The organism is Pseudomonas sp. MH10 (assembly GCF_034353045.1).
Classification (GTDB): domain Bacteria; phylum Pseudomonadota; class Gammaproteobacteria; order Pseudomonadales; family Pseudomonadaceae; genus Aquipseudomonas.
In genome coordinates, this window is record NZ_CP133783.1 from 3494066 (window position 1) to 3512462 (window position 18397).

Genomic DNA, 18397 nt, shown 5'->3' on the forward strand with positions numbered 1-18397 from the left:
TCAAACATTCCTCGAGTGTTCGCCGAGCCCAGGCTCAAGGCTATCGATAAACAGGCACGCTGCGAGCAGGTCCGCTGCGCCACCGGGCGATGCATTCAGGCTCAACAACTGCGCATCTAATTCGTGCAGGCAACGCCGACCCGCGAGGCTGGCACTGCCGCCCGCATCCAGCACTTTCTGTGCGCCGAGTTGCATGGCCTGAAGACCGGCTTCCCCGGCGCGGTACAGCACGCAGGTATCGCCCAAGGTGGTCATGATTGCCAGCAAGGCGTCGAGTCGGGCGTTTTGCTCGCCTTGCCCTGCGGCACGACTGCGTTGCAGCTGCGGCAAACCAAACTCCAGCACTGCCGGAAAGCCCAACTGCGCCTGTTCCCGAGCACCGTGTGCGCCGTAACGTTGAGCGACTTCAGCGCCGTGGCTGTTTTGGACCGGTGAGTGACGGTCGTCGATCAGGGCCAGGCGCGCCGCTCGCAGACCGATCGCGGCGGGCGTTTGATTCGCCGGCTCTAGCGCGACAGCGACTATCAGCAAGCCCAAGGCCCAAATCGCCCCACGGTGGGTATTCACGCCGTCCGTGGTGCGCATCATCGCCGCTTCGCCGTCGCGACCGATGCGGCCGATGGCTTCCCGCAACGGCTGTCCGACGGCGCCAAACTCCAGCGCCGCTTCGGCCATCTCTTTAAACGCGGGCCACAACGACAAGGCCGAGGCATGCATCAAGCCCAAGTGCAAATCGCTGTGTGCACCGTTGCCGCGACGGTCCACCAGCGCCGGTTTCGGCGACAGGTCGGCTTCATCAATCAATGCGTCAACCGCGAGGTCGGCCAAGCGCTCGGCCAGCGACATGGCGAGCGGTTCTAGCTTAAGTGCGCGCATCACCAGCTCCTGAATTGGGCGGGTGGGTTGTACAAGCCTCCAGACCACGCCACCAAATCGGCAACGCTTTTGGCGGCAAGCAGCTCGCGGCTGGCATCGGTACGGCGGATGCCCAAATCTTCCGGCAGCGCAATCAACCCCTCACGCCGCATCCGCGCCGTGTCTTTGGGGTTATGCCGCATGCCGATGACGGTGACACCGGCAACCGCAGCGATCATGGCCTGACGTTCTTCCAACGAGCGCGCCTTGTACAGGTAAGCGATGCCTTCTTCGGTGAGCAAGTGGGTGACGTCATCGCCGTAAATCATGATCGGCGCCAGGGCCATGCCGCTTTTCTTTGCGACTTCAACCGCGTCCAGGGTTTCAACAAAGGTCGGTTTGCCGCCCTCCTGGAAAGTCTCGACCATTTGCACCACGAGCTTTTTGCCGCGTTCAAGGTACGCCGCCGGACCGTCACCGGTTTGCTGGCGCATGTCCAACCACGCGGGGGTGGCGTGACGACGGCCGTGAGGATCATGGCCCATGTTCGGCGCGCCCCCGAAACCGGCAAGGCGGCCACGGGTGACAGTTGAGGAGTGACCATCGCTATCGACTTGCAACGTCGCGCCGATAAACAAATCCACCGCGTACTGACCGGCCAGCTGGCAAATCATCCGGTTGGAGCGCAGCGAGCCGTCACGACCGGTGAAGAACACGTCCGGGCGTGCAGCGATGTAGTTTTCCATGCCCAGTTCGGTGCCGAAACAATGGATGCTTTCAACCCAGCCGCTTTCGATCGCGGGGATCAAGGTCGGGTGCGGGTTCAGCGTCCAGTTGCGGCAGATCTTGCCTTTCAACCCCAAGGATTCGCCGTAGGTGGGCAGAATCAACTCGATGGCGGCAGTGTTGAAACCGATGCCGTGGTTGAGCGACTGAACGTTATGTTTTTCGTAAATGCCTCGGATCGCCATCATCGCCATCAACACGTGCACGGGCTTGATGTGACGCGGGTCGCGGGTGAACAGCGGTTCGATGTAAAACGGCTGGTCGGCCAACACCACGAAGTCTACCCATGACGCAGGGATGTCGACGCGAGGGAGATCGCTGACATCGTCGACGATCTGATTAACCTGGAAGATCACGATGCCATCGCTGAACGCGGCAGGTTCCACCAGTGCGGGGGTGTCTTCGGTGCTGGGCCCGGTGTAGATATTGCCAGCGCGGTCGGCCATGAAACCGGCTGACAGCACGACATTCGGGATCAGATCGACCACTAACCGCGCGTACAGCTCGATGTAGGTGTGAATGGCGCCGATTTCCAGCAGGCCGTCTTCCAGCAACTGGCTGATGCGCAGGCTTTGGGTGCCGGCAAAGGAGAAGTCGAGCTTGCGGGCGATGCCGAGTTCGAAGAGGTCCAAGTGTTCCGAGCGGCCAACGCTGGGCATGATCATGTGCAGATCGTGCAGCTTGGCGGGATCGACTTTGGCCAGCGAGCGAGAGAGAAAATCTGCCTGCTTCTGGTTATTGCCTTCCAGCACCACGCGGTCGCCGGGTGCAATCAGCGCCTCAAGCGCCGCGACGATGTGTTCAGTCGGCAGTACCACGCCATCTGCGAGAGACCGCACCTGCTCGAGCCGCCGCTGCTTTTCGCTGCGCCGACGCGACCAGCGCGGATCGAGTGTTGTTGTTATTGTCATGCTGGCTCCACGAATTCGCTATCGTGGGTCACCTTAGAATCGAATGGCCTTGAGCATCAATCAAGCAAAACGCCCAATCGTTACGGTTAGGGTAATGATTGCTTCGACTGTATGGTGAATGCCACGTCCTATACGCCGCGCTGTCGCGCAGCAAACTGGGTTGCACTTGGTGTGGCTTGAGATTGCAGCGTGTCAGGACTGAAGTATTCCCGAATAAATCGGTCCCGCGGATTCTGTAGGAACTGCCGAAGGCTGCGATAAAAATTTTCGGTCGTACCCTTTCGGGTCTAACGAAGTCTCTGTGGGCTTGCTAACGAAAGTGCCAATGCAGGCGACCCACATTTCAGGTCGACATCAGCGGCGCGATTCCGGCCTCTTCGCAGGCAAGCCTGCTCCCACGGTCTACGGCTGCTTGCTATCACCCCTGTCAATTAAATCTTAGAGTCGTAGCGGCTTCGCAGCCTTCGGCATTAGTTGATAAACGCTCTACTGTTTCCAACTGAGCACTAATACATCCCCGCCTTCAACTCAAAAACCGCCGCGTTATCGCAGGCGGTTTTTTTATAACTTACGTTTAGGAAATATCCTAATACGGTCGCGGATGCGTCCTACATACGGCGTGGGTGGACCTGAGCCAGCATGTGAGCCAATGAATTTTGGCCTTACAAAAAGAGGATCGAACATGCCGATCTTTATCATTCAGAACATATTCACCCAGACTGTCACCGACCTGAAAAGGTCGCGCAACCTACAGGTGTTCGCGTTCTCCAGAAAGGAATCCCTTAACCCCCTTTACTCAGACGTTTGGCGCAAAGCTGCAAGAGGGCACCGGTCCAGATACACCCGACATCGGGTAGTCGTGGAGATGGCGCCCTATACAGAGTTGGGGGGTATCGACGGCCACTTTCTACCCTGCGACCAAGTCGCCGTTTCGGCAGTGGCGGCAACGCCCGGTCAAAGCAGTTACCCCTTCAATTACCCATCCAAAATGGAAGTCCCTTCTGTATGTCCAGCACCTTGAATTCAGGTTGGCCTCGCCGTACGCCGGTGCTTTTGGCTGCGGGCGTGCTCGCCTGTCTGGCCCTGCAAGCGTGCAGCCAATCATTACCCGACCGCCTCGGCGCGCCCATTGAGGGTTACAGCCACACCTCGGCGGCCATCAATTACTTCATGGTCAACGGCAATGGCGGTCCGAACATCGGGCCTTACGGCGGGGGTGGCAAGCAGAACTGCTGCGTGACCCTGCCGCGCCAATGGCATCCCGGCCTGACCGTGGTGGTGGAGTGGGAGAAAGATCCAACACCACACGCTTACGGTGATTGGCCCGAGCCACCATTCACTGATGCCTGGCGTGCCCGAATGAAAAAAGAAAAGACCAACAACACCCGCCACCGCGCCGTCGTGGAGGTGGCGCCGTATGAAGTGCTAGGCGTCGTCGACGTCCATTTTTTGCCCTGCGATCAAGTCGCCGTCTCGGCGGTCGCGGCCACGCCTGGCCATGCCAAGTATCCCTTTAGCTACCCATCGAAAATGGAAGAACCTGCCGTATGTCCAGCACCTTGAACCCAGCTTCGCAACGCCCCGCGTCGGCGTCTTTAACACCAACGCCGCCCTTCAAAAAAGAAGGCCTGTTACCTCGCACTCACTTGGACGTCGGGCTCAATTACCGCACGCAAATCCGGCCCAGGATTCTGGCAGGCTATGCCGCTGAAAAAGCCGCCAAAGCAGCAGGTTTCACCTACCCTGGGCCGCCGTGCATTGATGTGCTGGAAATTACCCTGTGTTTCGACGGCACCAATAACCATGAGCCATCGGACAAACTTGCCCTGCCACCCACCACCACCAATGTGGCGCGGCTTTACCATGCCAGCCTCGGCGCTGATCAGGGCGGCGGTCAGAGCCGAGCCAATGAAAATGGGTTTTACGCTTATTACATGCAAGGCGTGGGCACCGAGTTCAAGGAAATCGGCGAATTCACGCCCGACGACAATGGACTAATGATGGCTGCCGGGGGCGAAAACCGGATCAACTGGGGTATTACTCGGCTCTTGGATGCCGTTGGCAGAGCTTGTGGGGATGAACGTTTGCAATCTCCAGACGCTTACGCCTTGGTTAAACAAATGGGCACCTCGGTCACCGAAGACATGCTTGGCGCCTCACTGCTTAAAGATGGATTCATCCGACGCCAGCAAGCCCTGCAAGCACCGTTGATGGCCCTGCAAAAAAAGGTCGACTACGTGCATGCCCGCAAGACCGTCCCGCGCATCATCGGCATGCGCCTGTGGATCTACGGTTTCTCTCGGGGGGCTGCCGAAGCCCGGGCGTTCGCCAACTGGCTGGAGGCGCTGACCAAGGTCGAGGTGGACGGTGAGACCTGTTATTTGTTTGCCGGAATCCCCATCAGCATTGGCTTCATGGGGCTATTCGATACCGTGGCCTCGGTGGGCGTGGCCTACGTGGCCCCGTTTGCCGCCGGGCACATGGGTTGGGCCGATGACTCCATGCGTTTGCCGGATTCGGAGAAGTTTCTGGAGCGCTGCGTGCATTTGGTCGCGGCTCATGAACAGCGCGGCTGCTTTCCACTGGATTCAATTCGACGCAAGGACAATCCTGACGATCCGAACGGCGCGTCAACCTACCGTAAGGGAACGTTCGAATACCTGTACCCCGGCGTCCACTCGGATGTGGGCGGTGGTTATGCACCGGGGGAACAGGGGAAGGCGGTAGCGGGAGGCAAGGATGTGCTGTCGCAGATTCCGCTACACCACATGTATGCCGAAGCGTACGCAGTGGGCGCACCTTTGCAGGCACCGACGGTCGCTCTCAGTACGGAGCAAAGGGAGAAATGGCCTTGGCTGGAAATGGACAGAAAAACCTTCGAAGCCTTCGACGTCTCCGAAACCCTCACCCACCGCTTCAACACCTGGCTCTCTTTCCACAAAACCGGCCCCCTCAAAGAAGCCATGGAAAGCGAACTGGAAATGCTCACTGCGTGGCGGATCAATCGCTATGCCAGTTACAGGTTCAAGCACACCGCCGCTTACCAGCATTTCCAGGGCAAGGACATGACCACGCCGGAGCGCGATGCATTCAAAGCCCTGCACCAACGACAATTCGCCGAAGAAAAAGCCATCTACGAGGGCCAGCCATTACGCGAGTTGTCAGGCACGACGTTGGCGACCCATGAGGAACAGCTGGCGATCAAACTGGCCTATGAGCAACGTATCGGTGCTGAAAAACCGATGACGTTCAACATGCGCAAAGGCTTCGAACCCAGCCTTGACCAAGCGCAAATAGACAACGCCATGGCCGAGTTTCGCCGTGACTACGTGCCCTCTTTTTGGGGGTTGTCGTGGGACGCCGATACCGTTAGCTTTGCCACCCTCGCCCACGTAACCTTCGGCGGCTGGGTGTACCTGACCAACGAAGAGGACGAAGCCGAGGAGTACATTCGAATGCGCCGAAAGGCCAATATCGTCTTCGACAAGCTCTACGCCGCCGGCAGTTTTGCAATCCTCAGCGATAAAGCGCAGACCCTTACCGATTTTTTCGACGAGCAAGTCCATGACTCCCGCGCCTGGTTCATGAACGCCATCTTGGGCGAGCGCGAGTTATTCACCGATTACTTCCGCTACCGCTGCATTTTCTTCGACAACGAGTCGAGCAAAGCTCTGTCACCTCTGGTGTCCACTGAGAAAGTGATTGGCGTCGCTGTCGCTGTCGCCAGCATCGGCCTGAGCATCAAGCGTCATGACCCCCGTTATCTGGTGGGGTTGTTGGCGCCGTCGTTTGGGATTCCGTTGTTCCGAGGCAAAGTCGGCCTGCCGGGCATCAGCGCCTTCGATACCCTGACCGGCATGGCCCTGCCCATGCTGAGCAACCTCGACAACCTCCGTGCCTTCAGCAAAGACACCGGCGACGTACTGAAGTTGGTTAACGCCTTGCCGATTCCGCCCACCCTCAGCGACGAAACCGCCACCACGCCTGAGCTTAAAACCCTGCTCAAAGCCCACAAAACGGCGAAGGTCGCAAAAATGGCCAAAGACCTGTTCGACAGCCTGCCCGCCGAAGAGAAAACCAGTTGGCTGGACCAAATCAAAGGCGCCGTGGGCGGGTAACCCCCCCCATCTGGAGCCAACTTGTTGGCGAAGGCCTTAACGCGGTGTTTCAGTAACACCGCCTCGCGAACACGTTCGCTCCTACAGACGGCCGTCGATCTCATACCGCGTGCTGCGCCCGCCGCCCGGCAGTTTCTGCAGGCAGCCTTTTTCCACTAGGTCACTGAGGTGCCGGGTGGCGGTGGCCTTGCTGACCTTGGCCACGGCTTGGTATTGGGCGGCGCTGATGCCTGCCTCAAAACCGTTTTTATCTGACAGCACGTCGCCGTCCAGTAGCCGGTTAAGCACTTTGACCTGCTCGACCGATAATCCATGCGCGCGGTGTTGCTGCCAATAACGCGCTTTGGCTAGTACGCGATCTATGCGTTTTATCGCCTGCTCTAGGGTATCCAGCAGCGTTTGCAGGAACCACTCCAGCCACGGGGTGATGTCCATCTCAGCTTTCTGGCTGTCTTCAAGAATTCGGTAATACCCTTGACGCGCAGCAAGGATGCTTGCGGACAGGGCGTAGAAACGGATGGCCTGGTTTTCGCTCTGGGCCAACGCCAAGTCGGTGATCGTGCGGGCCAGGCGGCCATTACCGTCGTCGAACGGGTGCAAGGTCACGAACCAGAAGTGCGCGATGCCTGCTCGCAGGAAAGGATCAAGACTCGTGTCGGACCGGCTGCGGTCGAACCAATTGAGAAAATCGGCGAGCTGAGTGTCCAGCCCCTCTCGCGGTGGGGCCTGGAAATGCACGGTTGGTCGGTCAAGCCTGCCGGAAACCACCTGCATGGGCTCGTCGCCGCGCAAGGCACCGATGCGAATGCCGTGGGCCAAATAGGCGTCTTCAACAGTAAACAGCAGCCGATGCCAATGCAGCAGCCGCTCAAGGGTCAATGGCGAATGATGCTGTTGAGTGGCATCAAGCATCAGTTCGGCCAGACCTTCGCTGCGCTGGCTGACACGTTGATCGCCCGCCAGTCCAAGACGCCGAGCCAAGGATGAACGCACAGACCCTGCGTTCAGTTGCTCCCCTTCGATGGCCGATGAGGTGATGATGTTTTGTAACAGCGCATCCAATTCGGTCTGTGCGCTGGCATCCGCTCCTGCAGCGCCGATCATGCCCAATAATTGGCCCTGGGCCTTGGAACAGGCGCGTAGCAAGGCAGGCAAGCGATCCACTTGCCAAGTGAAATGTGGCCATGCCGGTTGTTGCCAGATCCAATCAGTGAGTGTGCTCATTCGGCGGCCCTGAAGTGCATGAGCCGAATAATAGCCGTATTCGGCTCATTTTGTGAGCCGAATACGGCATTTAATCGGCTCATCCCTATAAGCCAGCACAGACATAGGAGCGCGATACGGTCCCATCGGACTGACTCGTTTTAACTGAAATACCTGAGTCGCTGATTTACAACTGCTGCGCAGCCGATCGCGGGCAAGCGCGCTCTACGACTTAGAAAGGTTATGCATTGTTGGGGCTCTAAACCAACCCAGCCTCAACCAGCCACTCTTCCAACCCCGCCAAATCCGGAATTTTGGCGATGGTGTCGCCGACTTGCACCGCAGCCAGTTCCAGCGCGGCCAGTTGCACATCGACGTAACTGAGTTGGCTGTCAACTTTACAGGAGCGAGGGATGCCTTGAGTCAGCAGGGCGATGAATTTCAGATCCGCGCGGCCGCCCAAGGCGTTGAGGACGACGATGCGTGCGCGGCCACCGACTCGGGTACGACTGCCGCAGGCGGCTTCGAAACTGAGCAGCGGCAAGGTACGGTTGCGCCATTTGATCGGCCCCAGGTACCAGCTAGGCGCATCGGTCTCGGCTTTGCTGTCCTGATAATCGATCAGCTCTGCCACGGCAACGTTAGGCAACAATAAGCTGCGGTCGCTCAATGGCAGCAGCAGCCCGGTCAAACTGCCGGCATGGCTGCTCAGGTTCCGAGTGGTGAGGGTGGTGCTAGACATGAACTTGGCTCCATTGGGCGATGCTCTCCAGCAGCACTGATTCCTGATACGGCTTGCTCAGGTAATCGTTCACGCCAATGGTCATGGCGTGGTCGCGATGCTTTTGCCCGGAGCGTGAGGTGATCATGATGATCGGCAGCTCTTTGAGGCGTTGATCGGCGCGGATTCGACTGGCAACTTCAAAGCCGTCCATGCGCGGCATTTCGATGTCCAGCAACAGAACGTCAGGCGTGTGTTCTTGCAACAGCGCCATGGCATCGACGCCGTCTTTGGCGGTGAGCACGTTCATGCCATTGCGTTCGAGCAAGCGACTGGTAACTTTGCGCACTGTCACCGAATCATCGACCACCATGACCAGCACCGGACGCGCCTGCTCCATTTCGATGTATTTCGGAGTGCTCAGGCCGGCTGCTTGCTGGGCCAAGAGCCGCAAGTTCAAAGAACGGATGTGTGTGAGCAAATCCAAAATAAACACCACTCGACCGTCGCCCAGGATCGTCGCACCGGAAATGCCCTGCAATCCCGAAAACTGCGCGCCCAGGCTTTTGACCACGATCTCCCGCGAACCGGCCAGTGCATCGACTTGCACCGCGACCCAGTGGTCGTGCACATGCACCAACAGCACTGGCAGCGGCTGAGTCTGACCGAGCAGCTTTGGTGGCAGGCCGTTATTCAACAATTCACCGAGGTAGCGCAACTCATAGCTGCGCTCGGAAAATTGATAGCGCGGCGGGTCTGACTGGTAACAGGCTTCCAGCTCATGAGGCATGACCCGCACGATGCCGCCAACGGTGTTCAACGGCACGGCGTATTGTTCGTCGCCGCACTGAACCATCAGCGCCCGGTTGACCGACACCGTAACCGGAAGCCGAATCTGGAAGCGCGTGCCTTGCCCCGGTTTCGAGTCAATGATCATCGAGCCGCCGAGCTGTTTGACCTCCGCATGAACCACGTCCATGCCCACTCCGCGACCAGAAATCTGGGTGACTTTTTCCGCCGTGGAGAAGCCTGCCTGAAGGATGAATTGCAGCAATTCGTAATCACTCAGCTCGGCGCTTGCATCAATCAGCCCGCGCTTGATGGCCTTGCGCCGCACCGCGTCAAGGTCAACACCGGCACCGTCATCACGCATTTCAATGACGATATCCCCGCCTTCGTGAATCAGGCTCAAACTGATAGTGCCTTCTTCCGGCTTGCCCGCAGCCCGGCGTTCTTCGGCACTTTCCAGGCCGTGATCGACGGCGTTACGGAGCATATGCTCCAGCGGCGCGACCATGCGCTCCAAGACGCTACGGTCCATCTCGCCTTCAGCACTGCCGACATCGAAATTGACCTGCTTATCCAACTCCCCCGCGACCTGGCGCACGATCCGGCGCAAACGCGGTAATAGGCGTTCGAACGGCACCATCCGCGTGCGCATCAAGCCTTCCTGCAACTCGGTATTGACCCGAGCCTGCTGCGACAACAACCGTTGCGCATCCTGGTTGCGGGTGTGGAGGGTTTCTTTGAGGTCCAGCAGGTCGGAGGCCGACTCGAACAAGGCCCGCGACAGCTGCTGCAGCTGCGAATGACGGTCCATTTCCAGCGGGTCGAATTCTTCGTAGCCCAACCGCTCAGCCTGGACCTGTTCGCGACTGAGGATTCGGCCCTGGGTTTCGATGTCCAGACGTCGAAGCTGATCACGCATGCGTTCGATGGTGGTTTCCATCTCGGCCAAGGTGACTTCCACGTCGGTGACTTGCTGCTCGATGCGTCCGCGGAAAATCGAGGTTTCACCCGCCAAATTGACCAGGCTTTCTAACTGCTCGGCGGCGACTTTGACCATTTCTGGCGGCGTCCGCTCGGTTTCCGGCTCCGGCGACGGGGCCACCTGCAACGCCGGTTCGAGGACCGCGCCTGGCTCAACGCGGGCCGAGGCTTCGCTCAATTCGCTGTGGGTGCTGAATCGATGAATACTGTCGATCAATAGCGTCGCACTGGGCAATGGCTCATTCACGCGGACCGCATCTAGCATGTCGGCGAGGAAGTCGTGGCCACTTTGCAACAAACTGATCAGCAGCGGCTGACTGTGGAGCACCCCGGCCGCCAAGCCTTCGTAAAGAAACTCCAGCTCGTGGGCAAGGTCGCCAATTGGGGTGATTTCGACCATCCGCGCACCGCCCTTGAGCGTGTGCAAGTCACGCAGCAGGTTTTCCACTTCCAGGGTATTGGTCGGATCGTCTTGCCAGCGGGCTAACGCGCTGCCAGAGCTTTCAATGATGTCGAAGCCTTCTTCGAGAAAAATCTCCAGCAATTCAGGATCGCTTTCGTGAAGGGTTTCCACGGCTGATTTAGCGGGTTTCGTCTCGGGTTCCAGGCTCTGTACGACGATGTTGTCCTGCCGAAACGCACGAATGGACTCGATCAGCCGGGCCGGGCACGTCAGAGGTTGATGGGCCTGCAATTGTTCCAGCAACACGGCAAGCAGGTCGTGGCTTCTCTGGAGCAGGCTGGCCATCTCTGGCGAGTAGCTGAAACGGCGGTCGATCAACCCTTCATACAACGTCTCCAGCTCATGGCCTAAATCGCCTACCGGTTGGATTTCGGCCATGCGCGCGCCACCCTTCAAGGTGTGCAAATCGCGCTGCAGCGACGACAACGGCATCGGGTTTTCAGGGTCATCCAACCAGCGCCGCAGGGCATGCCCGGCACTGTCGAGGATATCCACGGCTTCTTCGAGAAAGATTTCCACAATCTCATCGTCGATGCCGCTTTGGGTTGCGACTGGCTCATCTGCCAAGTTTTCAGCCGACACTTGAGTCGCGAGGCGCTCGGTGGCGGCATTCAGTTCGGTAATGCTTAACGCTCGGCTACTGCCATCACTTTTGATTACGCCCATGGCGCTCGGGTCAAGGGCTTGGTCGAGCAGCTCACGCAGGGCCTGAATGTGTTCAGGCCGGGCATGGACCTCTTGGCCCGCTGCTACTTGATCGAGCATATCGATCAAGGCTTCGTGGCCACTCGCTGCTTCATCGAAGAACCGCTCGCTGACCGCCAGGCTGCTTTCTTCCACGGCGCCATAGAGGTCGAGCAATGCTTCGCATAACTCATCCACCTGGGGTAAGTCGGCCAAGTGCGCGCCGTGGCCGAGGGTGGTCAACTCATCGAGCAACGCGCTGAGCTCCTGGCGCTCGCCAGGGTGTTCGCGCCAGCGCTGCAACAAGCTTTCGGCGTCGAGCAGGATGTCCATGCCCTGCGCCAGAAACGACGCGATCAACTGCGGATTCCGCTTCAATCGCAGGCCGCTGTTGGGCGCGCTGAGTGCTGTTTTCAGTCGCTGTTGCAACAGTTCAAGAACATCCGCGATGTAGTGATCGGCGCCTGGAATAGTGGCCAGCGGTTCGCTGCCGAGCTGCATCAACCCTTGGTTGAACAGCGGTTCGGCTGCGCGCAGCAGTTGAATTTCCGCAGCACCGAGGGGAATCAAGTTCGCCTTGAACTCGCGCACTAACTGGTCCAGCGGGCTCGCCAGTTCGGCGATGGGCACCACGCCGGCCATGTAAGCACTGCCCTTTAACGTATGCAGCGCGCGTTGCAGGGCATCGCTGATGACGGGCGTTTCGGTGGCGGTGGCGCGCCGGAGGAATGAATCGAGGGTGTCGAGATGGCTGCGTGCTTCTTGACGGAAAATCTCCAGCAATTGGGGGTCCAGCGTTTCTGAAACACCGTCCTCTGTGCCGGGCGGCTCAACGGGGAGTTCCACTACCCGCTCCCGCTTGGCCATCGCGTGGGCACGCGCGGCCAACAGGTCCACATCGTCGCGTTGGCGCTGAACGTTGTCGGCGAACTCCCGAATTATCGCGGGCAATAACACCAATACATCACTGAGCAGGCCCTGAACGTCCTGATCCGGCTGGACACTGTGTTCCACCACCCGGTTGAGCAGGTTTTCCACCGACCAGGCCAGCTCACCGAGGATCAGTGCGCGGACCATGCGCCCGCTGCCCTTGAGGGTGTGAAACGCTCGCCGCACTTCGGTGAGCGCGGCGGTGTCAGCAGTGTCCTTGAACCACTGCGGCAAATGCGCGTGCAGCGCCGCGAGCATTTCGTCGGTCTCTTCGAGAAACACCTCGAGCAGCTCGTCATCTACCCGCTCTTCATCGGCGGGGGGCGGCAGCAGGCTGGTGGGCACATGCTGCGCGGGCGGGTTGACCGCCAAGACAGGACTGGCAAGCACTTCAGCCAAGGTGAGGGTGGAGCTGACCAGCGCTTGTCGAGCATTCATTTCCAGCAACTCATCCTGAGTGATGACTTCTTCAAGCAGCGGTACGTCCATCGCTGCGTTAGGGATCGGCGAATAACCCAGTTGGGTCAGGCTTGCTTGCGCCATATCCAATACCTGTTCGCCGGGCGCTTCGTGATCCTCACCCAAGCGCTCCAGATAATATTCGATGCTGGTGAGGGCGTCGGCCAAGCCATCAAGCTGTGGCCAGGTCGGCGGCGAGGTGTCCATCAGCAAGTGCGACTGGATGTAATCGTTGCAGGCAGCAAGCAAGCTGGCGGCCCTCGCCAGCGGAATCATCGCCAACGCCCCACGCACTTGCACCAACAGCCCGGGCAATGCTTGCAAGCGATCGCGATCCCACGACCCGTCGATGTAATCGATGATCATGTCCTTAGCTTGCTGCAAACCAACCCGTGCTTCTTTGATCACCAGTTGATGGATTTGGGTCAAGTCAGTCGTGGGCAGATGGCTTTCCTCGTGGCTCGCCTGCTCCACGGGACCGACCATGCCGGCCAGGGTCGCTTCGACATATAGCAACGCACCGGCTACATCCATCAGCGCCGAATCGTCGGCTTCGCTTTGACCCTGGGCCAAGCGTTGGACCACCGCTAACTGATCGATGATGACCTTGCGCGGCTGGCCGAAACCGAGCACCGCCAAGGTATCGGCAATCTGACGCAACGGCGGCAACAGGCTGCTGAGTTCGCCGACGTGTTTGCGGTCGCTACGCACGAAGCCATCAAGGCGTTCTTTGACCCGCACCAGCTCTTCGCATAAGGCGACCACCACCGAACGCATGGCATCACGATCCGGGCCGGCAAGCCGCGCCCGCTCCTCATCGACCATGGCCGCGTCGGGCAGCGCTTCGTCCAGTCCGTATTGCTCTTTGAGCACCAACATCTGCGGCGCCTGGCTGTCCGATTTAGCGATGTAAAACAGCAAGCTCTTGAGCAATTCATCGGGCGCGGGCTGATTGATGCCGCTGATGCCCTGCTCCAGCAACCGCTTGAGTTCTTTGTCGGACTCCTTAAGCAATCCGCGCAATGCCGGGCTGTTCGTGAAGTGGCCGTCGGCCATGGTCTCGACCAGCGCCGAGGCGATTTGCCACAACGGCCCGAGCGGTGCGTTTTCACACAGCGCTTCCAGGCGCGCGAAGACTTTGGCCATGTAACCAAGGTTGGTCTGCACTTCCTGCTCACGCAGCAAACCGACCAACGCGGTTTGCAGCATTTGCCGCAATTTGCGCAGTAAAGCCATCAAGTCGGGGCTGTCTAGCGCCGCCAGGGCCGTGGCATCCAGCTCGGGAACGGCCAGTAGTTGCGGCGTGAACAGGCTGGTTTCCGACAACAGGCTTTCGCCTCGGGCGCTGCGCAGGTCGTTCAGCAGCGGCAACACCAGCAACGGCAAATCGCGCCGCGCAGAGTGGATGCGGTCCAGGTAAAGCGGTAACTGGGTTATCGCTTGCAACAGCAATTGCACGGCTTCGGTTTGCTGCGCAGCGCGACCTTGCTGCAGCGCCATCGCCAATTGTTCGATTTCTTCGGCGAGCAGAGCGGCACCGTAGAACTCGATCATTTGGAGGCTGCCGTGCACCTGATGCACATAGCTCAGGCAGTCGAGCATGGCAGTTGGCGCGTGGGGATTATCTACAAACGCTTCCAAGGCCTGACGGGCCAGTTTCAGCGTTTCGGCAATTTCGCCTTTGACCCACTCCAGGGCCACATAGTCGTGCCGATCAGCCATGACAACTCCAGTCTTTGCTCGAACGCTTCATCTTGGGTTCACCGCAATCCCTGTGGGAGCGAATTCATTCGCGAAAGCGTGGGTACGTTCAATATCGTGATCGCCTGCTGCACCGTATTCGCGAAAAAATTCGCTCCACAAGGGTTACGGCTTCAACCTCAACCGACCTCGCTTGACGGCGGCAAGGTAAACCCTGATACCGAGCGGCGCATCTCGCTGGCCATTTTCGCCAGGTTACCGATGCTCTCGGCCGTGGCGGCGGTGCCGGACGTGGTTTGGGTGGTGGTCTGTTGAATCACCGCCATGGTCTGGGAAATCTGCCCCGCCGACGACGCTTGGTGCTTTGCCGCGTTGGTGATGCTTTCGATCAACGCCGCGAGGGTTTTCGATACGCCTTCGATTTCTTCAAGGGCCACCCCGGCATCCTGCGCCAGTCGAGCACCGCGCACCACTTCACTGGTGGTTTGCTCCATGGAAATAACCGCTTCATTGGTGTCGTTCTGAATCGCCCTGACCAGCGTTTCAATCTGCTTGGTGGCCGACGATGAGCGCTCGGCCAACCGTTGCACCTCGTCCGCCACCACGGCAAACCCACGCCCGGCATCACCGGCCATGGACGCCTGAATGGCCGCATTTAACGCCAAAATATTGGTTTGGTCGGCAATGTCATCAATCAGGCTGACAATATCGCCAATCTCCTGCGAAGACTCGCCCAAACGCTTGATTCGCTTCGACGTGTCCTGAATCTGTTCGCGAATATTGTCCATCCCGGTAATGGTGTTGTGCACCACCTCGTTACCTTTGTTGGCGATGGTCACCGAACGCTCAGCCACCGCCGAAGATTCCGACGCATTGGCCGACACTTCGTCGATGGACAGTGCAATGTTGTTGATCGCGGTGGAGGCGGCAGCAATTTGCAGCGCCTGATGCTCGGACGCAGCAGCCAACTGCATGGCAGTGGTTTGCGTATCCTCAACCGCGGAAGCCACTTGCTCAGCGGTTAAATTGATCGTCCCCACCAAGTCCCGCAACTGGTCGATGGAGTAGTTGATGGAGTCGGCGATGGCACCGGTGAAGTCTTCGGTCACCGAGGCCGCGACGCGCAGGTCTCCGTCGGCAAGGTTTTCGATTTCATCCAGCAGACGCATGATTGCCGTCTGATTGCGCTCATTCTTCTCGGCAGTTTCCCGCAGCTGACGGTTGGTTTCACGCACCATCACGATGCCAATCAAGATGATCGACATCAGCGCCAGCAAGCCCAGCACATAACCGACAATGCTGTGCATCGCACGGCCGCTGGCCAGGTGCTCAAAGCCGTTGGCCAATACCGACGCCTCTTCCAGCAGGGTTTGTGAGGTGGTGAAAATATTGCCTGCCGACTCTCGAACCTGAAACAGTTCGGGTGACGTTTCAAGGATTTCATCCACGGAACCGGACACAAACTGGAACAGCTCGGCAATTTCACTCAAGCGGGCGCGAGCGTCATGGTCCTGAACCTGGGCGATTTTCATCGTCGCATTGCCTTCCAGCATGCCGTTCAGCACGCGGCCAAACAGGCTGGCATCGCGACCAAACGCGTCGGCGGCCTGCACCGCCGCGTCGTCGCCAGACAGCACGGTATTGACCGAGCCTAGAATCCGCTCAGCCAACAACGATTGACGCTGGGCGACCACCACTTGAGTGGCGGGCGCATGATTTTGCAGAAGGCTGTCGACGACTTTTTCGTACTCGACCTGCAACTGCGGAATGGTTTCGGCCAGGGTGGCCGCGACCTGGTGCAGCGACAGCACCGTCTGTTCGCTGGCAATGATCACGTCGGTACTTTTGCGCAGGGATTCCCAGTCCCGTTGCACGGACTGCATTTCGTCTTTGACGTCGCGGGGTGCAGGGGGCAGACCGGTGGCCTTGTCACCTTTTTTCAACACCATCCAACGTTGATCAAAGTCATTACGCGCATCGGCCAGTAGCTTGAACGCTGGAGCCTTGCCGGCTGCCGCTTCGCTCGCGTTTTTGGCGATCCGCTGGGACAGCACGCGTAATTCACCCGCCTGGCCGATGTACTGCTTATCGTAATTCGACTGAGTGTTGAGGTAGGCGAAGTTAGCGAACAGCAACATGATGAAAATGATCAGGGCGACAAACAGCACAACGATCTGCGACCGACTGCGCATTCCTTCCAATGACCTACCTGTCTTGCTCATTTTTCAGGCCCCGCCTGGACCAACTGCATGTGTACGTCCCTGGAATTAAGAGCCTGGCGAGGCCCTCCCGAATTTACAGCGCTATATCCATAAAACCTGGCGATTGGGCCAGCGCACGCGGACTGAAAACCAGCCAGGCTTGTTCGCGCAAAAACTGCCCTCGAATAAACGGAGCAACGTCGGCATCGAACGCCACCAGCGCCTCAGGCATCAGGCTGCGCTGATTGAAGTGCTGCATTCCCAGCACCTCATCCACCAATAAACCAACAAACACTTCCTGGTGCTCGATCACCAACACTCGCCGCTCTTTACGCAACGGCGAGAGGTCCTGACCGAAAAAAGCACATAAATCCATAATCGGTAGCAAGCGCCCGCGCAAATTGGCGACGCCCTTGACCCAGGGCTTCACCCCAGGCAATACGGCATAACGCGGCTCGTGCAGGATTTCGCCGATTTCACCCATGGGCGCTACATAACAGTGCTCGCCCATCCGAAAGCCGATCCCGGTCCAATCTTGCTGGCGGGTGTCCTGCAAGGGCAGGCCCGCAGCCAGCGAGCGACAACGCTGATCGATTTCTAGCAGCAACTGAAAGGCCGTTTTCGTCGCAGGCATGACGAGACCGTCAGCCTGCCAACACTGAGTTCAGGGTTTTAATCAGGGTTTCTTCGTCTACCGGTTTGGTCAAATAATCACGAGCGCCTTGACGGGTGCCCCAGACCTTATCGGTTTCTTGATCTTTGGTGGTGATGATGATCACCGGAATCGAGGCCGTATCGGGGTCTTTGGTCAACTGGCGTGTAGCCTGAAACCCGTTGAGGCCGGGCATCACGATGTCCATCAAGACCGCATCGGGCTTTTCCTGGCGCGCCAGAGCAACGCCATCAGCGCCATTTTCGGCTTTCAGGACCTGGTGACCGTGCTTTTCCAGCATGCCGGTGAGCTTGTACATTTCAGTCGGCGAATCGTCGACGATCAGAACTCGAGCCATGGTGTTCCCCAAATGCAATGGATGCCCGCGACCGGTCAAGGTCACAGCGCATCAAGATACTTGTTGTTCTACTGCAACGAATTCAGGCACATGGGCCTTGATCGCATTCAGCAGTTCTTCCTTGCTAAAAGGCTTGGTCAGAAACTGGTCGGAACCGACGATCCGGCCCTTGGCCTTGTCGAACAGGCCATCCTTGGAGGACAGCATAATCACCGGCGTCGACTTGAACGCACGATTATTCTTGATCAACGCGCAGGTCTGATAGCCATCCAGACGCGGCATCATGATGTCGACGAAAATAATTCTGGGGTGGTTATCCGCGATCTTCGCTAGTGCATCAAACCCGTCGATTGCAGTGATGACTTCGCAACCGACGTTTTTCAACAGCGTCTCAGCGGTTCGGCGAATCGTCTTCGAATCGTCGATAACCATCACTTTCAAAGCTGTGGAATGTTGTTCCATGTGCGCTCTACCATCGCCGCGGCGAATCATTTACTGCAATGTGCCCGGCGTCATCGGGTCATTATCTGCCGCCAAACCCCGCGTCAGCGGGGTCCAAGCTCAAGTGCCGAGCCTTTTTAGCAC

12 protein-coding genes are annotated in these 18397 nt (G+C 58.6%); 3 read left to right on the forward strand and 9 right to left on the reverse strand.

What is annotated here, in order from left to right; translation table 11 throughout:
- Positions 1–876: a triphosphoribosyl-dephospho-CoA synthase gene (locus tag RHM59_RS15500; RefSeq protein ID WP_322167073.1), complete on the reverse strand. Its 876-nt coding sequence runs from the start codon at positions 874–876 to the stop codon at positions 1–3.
- A complete protein-coding gene (mdcA, locus tag RHM59_RS15505) occupies positions 876–2552 on the reverse strand; it encodes a malonate decarboxylase subunit alpha (protein WP_322224637.1) in 1677 nt (558 codons plus the stop codon). The genes RHM59_RS15500 and mdcA overlap by 1 nt, the downstream gene beginning before the upstream one ends.
- A gap of 865 nt (positions 2553–3417) precedes the next feature.
- On the opposite strand from mdcA, the gene RHM59_RS15510 reads away from it, so the two are divergent.
- The 3 genes from RHM59_RS15510 to RHM59_RS15520 are packed head-to-tail and all read left to right on the forward strand — an operon-like array spanning position 3418 to position 6670.
- Positions 3418–3573, forward strand: a complete 156-nt coding sequence (locus RHM59_RS15510; RefSeq protein WP_322224640.1) for a hypothetical protein — start codon at positions 3418–3420, stop codon at positions 3571–3573.
- Positions 3558–4115 carry a DUF3304 domain-containing protein gene (locus tag RHM59_RS15515; protein WP_322167070.1) on the forward strand — a complete coding sequence of 186 codons (558 nt, stop codon included), beginning with the start codon at positions 3558–3560 and terminating at the stop codon, positions 4113–4115. Before RHM59_RS15510 ends, RHM59_RS15515 begins: the two co-directional genes overlap by 16 nt.
- A complete protein-coding gene (locus RHM59_RS15520) occupies positions 4100–6670 on the forward strand; it encodes a DUF2235 domain-containing protein (protein WP_322167069.1) in 2571 nt (856 codons plus the stop codon). The genes RHM59_RS15515 and RHM59_RS15520 overlap by 16 nt, the downstream gene beginning before the upstream one ends.
- An 81-nt stretch (positions 6671–6751) precedes the next feature.
- Here RHM59_RS15520 and RHM59_RS15525 read toward each other — a convergent pair whose 3' ends face one another.
- From RHM59_RS15525 to pilG, 7 genes are all read right to left on the reverse strand, one after another.
- On the reverse strand, positions 6752–7894 hold the full coding sequence (locus RHM59_RS15525) for a Fic family protein (RefSeq protein ID WP_322167068.1): 1143 nt from the start codon (positions 7892–7894) through the stop codon (positions 6752–6754).
- A gap of 238 nt (positions 7895–8132) precedes the next feature.
- On the reverse strand, positions 8133–8615 hold the full coding sequence (locus RHM59_RS15530; RefSeq protein WP_322167067.1) for a chemotaxis protein CheW: 483 nt from the start codon (positions 8613–8615) through the stop codon (positions 8133–8135).
- Positions 8608–14622 carry an Hpt domain-containing protein gene (locus RHM59_RS15535; protein WP_322224642.1) on the reverse strand — a complete coding sequence of 2005 codons (6015 nt, stop codon included), beginning with the start codon at positions 14620–14622 and terminating at the stop codon, positions 8608–8610. The genes RHM59_RS15530 and RHM59_RS15535 overlap by 8 nt, the downstream gene beginning before the upstream one ends.
- Before the next feature lie 158 nt (positions 14623–14780).
- Complete coding sequence (locus tag RHM59_RS15540) at positions 14781–16823, reverse strand: methyl-accepting chemotaxis protein (RefSeq protein ID WP_322224644.1); 2043 nt, start codon at positions 16821–16823, stop codon at positions 14781–14783.
- A 73-nt stretch (positions 16824–16896) separates the two neighbouring features.
- On the reverse strand, positions 16897–17436 hold the full coding sequence (locus RHM59_RS15545; RefSeq protein ID WP_322167064.1) for a chemotaxis protein CheW: 540 nt from the start codon (positions 17434–17436) through the stop codon (positions 16897–16899).
- 10 nt (positions 17437–17446) lie between these two features.
- Positions 17447–17812 carry a twitching motility response regulator PilH gene (gene pilH, locus RHM59_RS15550; RefSeq protein ID WP_299829060.1) on the reverse strand — a complete coding sequence of 122 codons (366 nt, stop codon included), beginning with the start codon at positions 17810–17812 and terminating at the stop codon, positions 17447–17449.
- A 51-nt stretch (positions 17813–17863) separates the two neighbouring features.
- Entirely contained in the window at positions 17864–18274 is a 411-nt protein-coding gene (gene pilG / locus RHM59_RS15555) for a twitching motility response regulator PilG (protein ID WP_322167063.1), read from the reverse strand.
- Positions 18275–18397: the final 123 nt, after the last annotated feature.

Bases quoted from the DNA above. Each gene is read 5' to 3' on its own strand.
- RHM59_RS15520 (WP_322167069.1), top strand. From the start codon at position 4,100: ATGTCCAGCACCTTGAACCCAGCTTCGCAACGCCCCGCGTCGGCGTCT.
- RHM59_RS15515 (WP_322167070.1), top strand. From the start codon at position 3,558: ATGTCCAGCACCTTGAATTCAGGTTGGCCTCGCCGTACGCCGGTGCTT.
- RHM59_RS15525 (WP_322167068.1), bottom strand. From the start codon at position 7,894: ATGAGCACACTCACTGATTGGATCTGGCAACAACCGGCATGGCCACAT.
- RHM59_RS15540 (WP_322224644.1), bottom strand. From the start codon at position 16,823: ATGAGCAAGACAGGTAGGTCATTGGAAGGAATGCGCAGTCGGTCGCAG.
- RHM59_RS15530 (WP_322167067.1), bottom strand. From the start codon at position 8,615: ATGTCTAGCACCACCCTCACCACTCGGAACCTGAGCAGCCATGCCGGC.
- pilH (WP_299829060.1), bottom strand. From the start codon at position 17,812: ATGGCTCGAGTTCTGATCGTCGACGATTCGCCGACTGAAATGTACAAG.
- pilG (WP_322167063.1), bottom strand. From the start codon at position 18,274: ATGGAACAACATTCCACAGCTTTGAAAGTGATGGTTATCGACGATTCG.
- RHM59_RS15545 (WP_322167064.1), bottom strand. From the start codon at position 17,436: ATGCCTGCGACGAAAACGGCCTTTCAGTTGCTGCTAGAAATCGATCAG.
- mdcA (WP_322224637.1), bottom strand. From the start codon at position 2,552: ATGACAATAACAACAACACTCGATCCGCGCTGGTCGCGTCGGCGCAGC.
- RHM59_RS15535 (WP_322224642.1), bottom strand. From the start codon at position 14,622: ATGGCTGATCGGCACGACTATGTGGCCCTGGAGTGGGTCAAAGGCGAA.
- RHM59_RS15510 (WP_322224640.1), top strand. From the start codon at position 3,418: ATGGCGCCCTATACAGAGTTGGGGGGTATCGACGGCCACTTTCTACCC.
- RHM59_RS15500 (WP_322167073.1), bottom strand. From the start codon at position 876: ATGCGCGCACTTAAGCTAGAACCGCTCGCCATGTCGCTGGCCGAGCGC.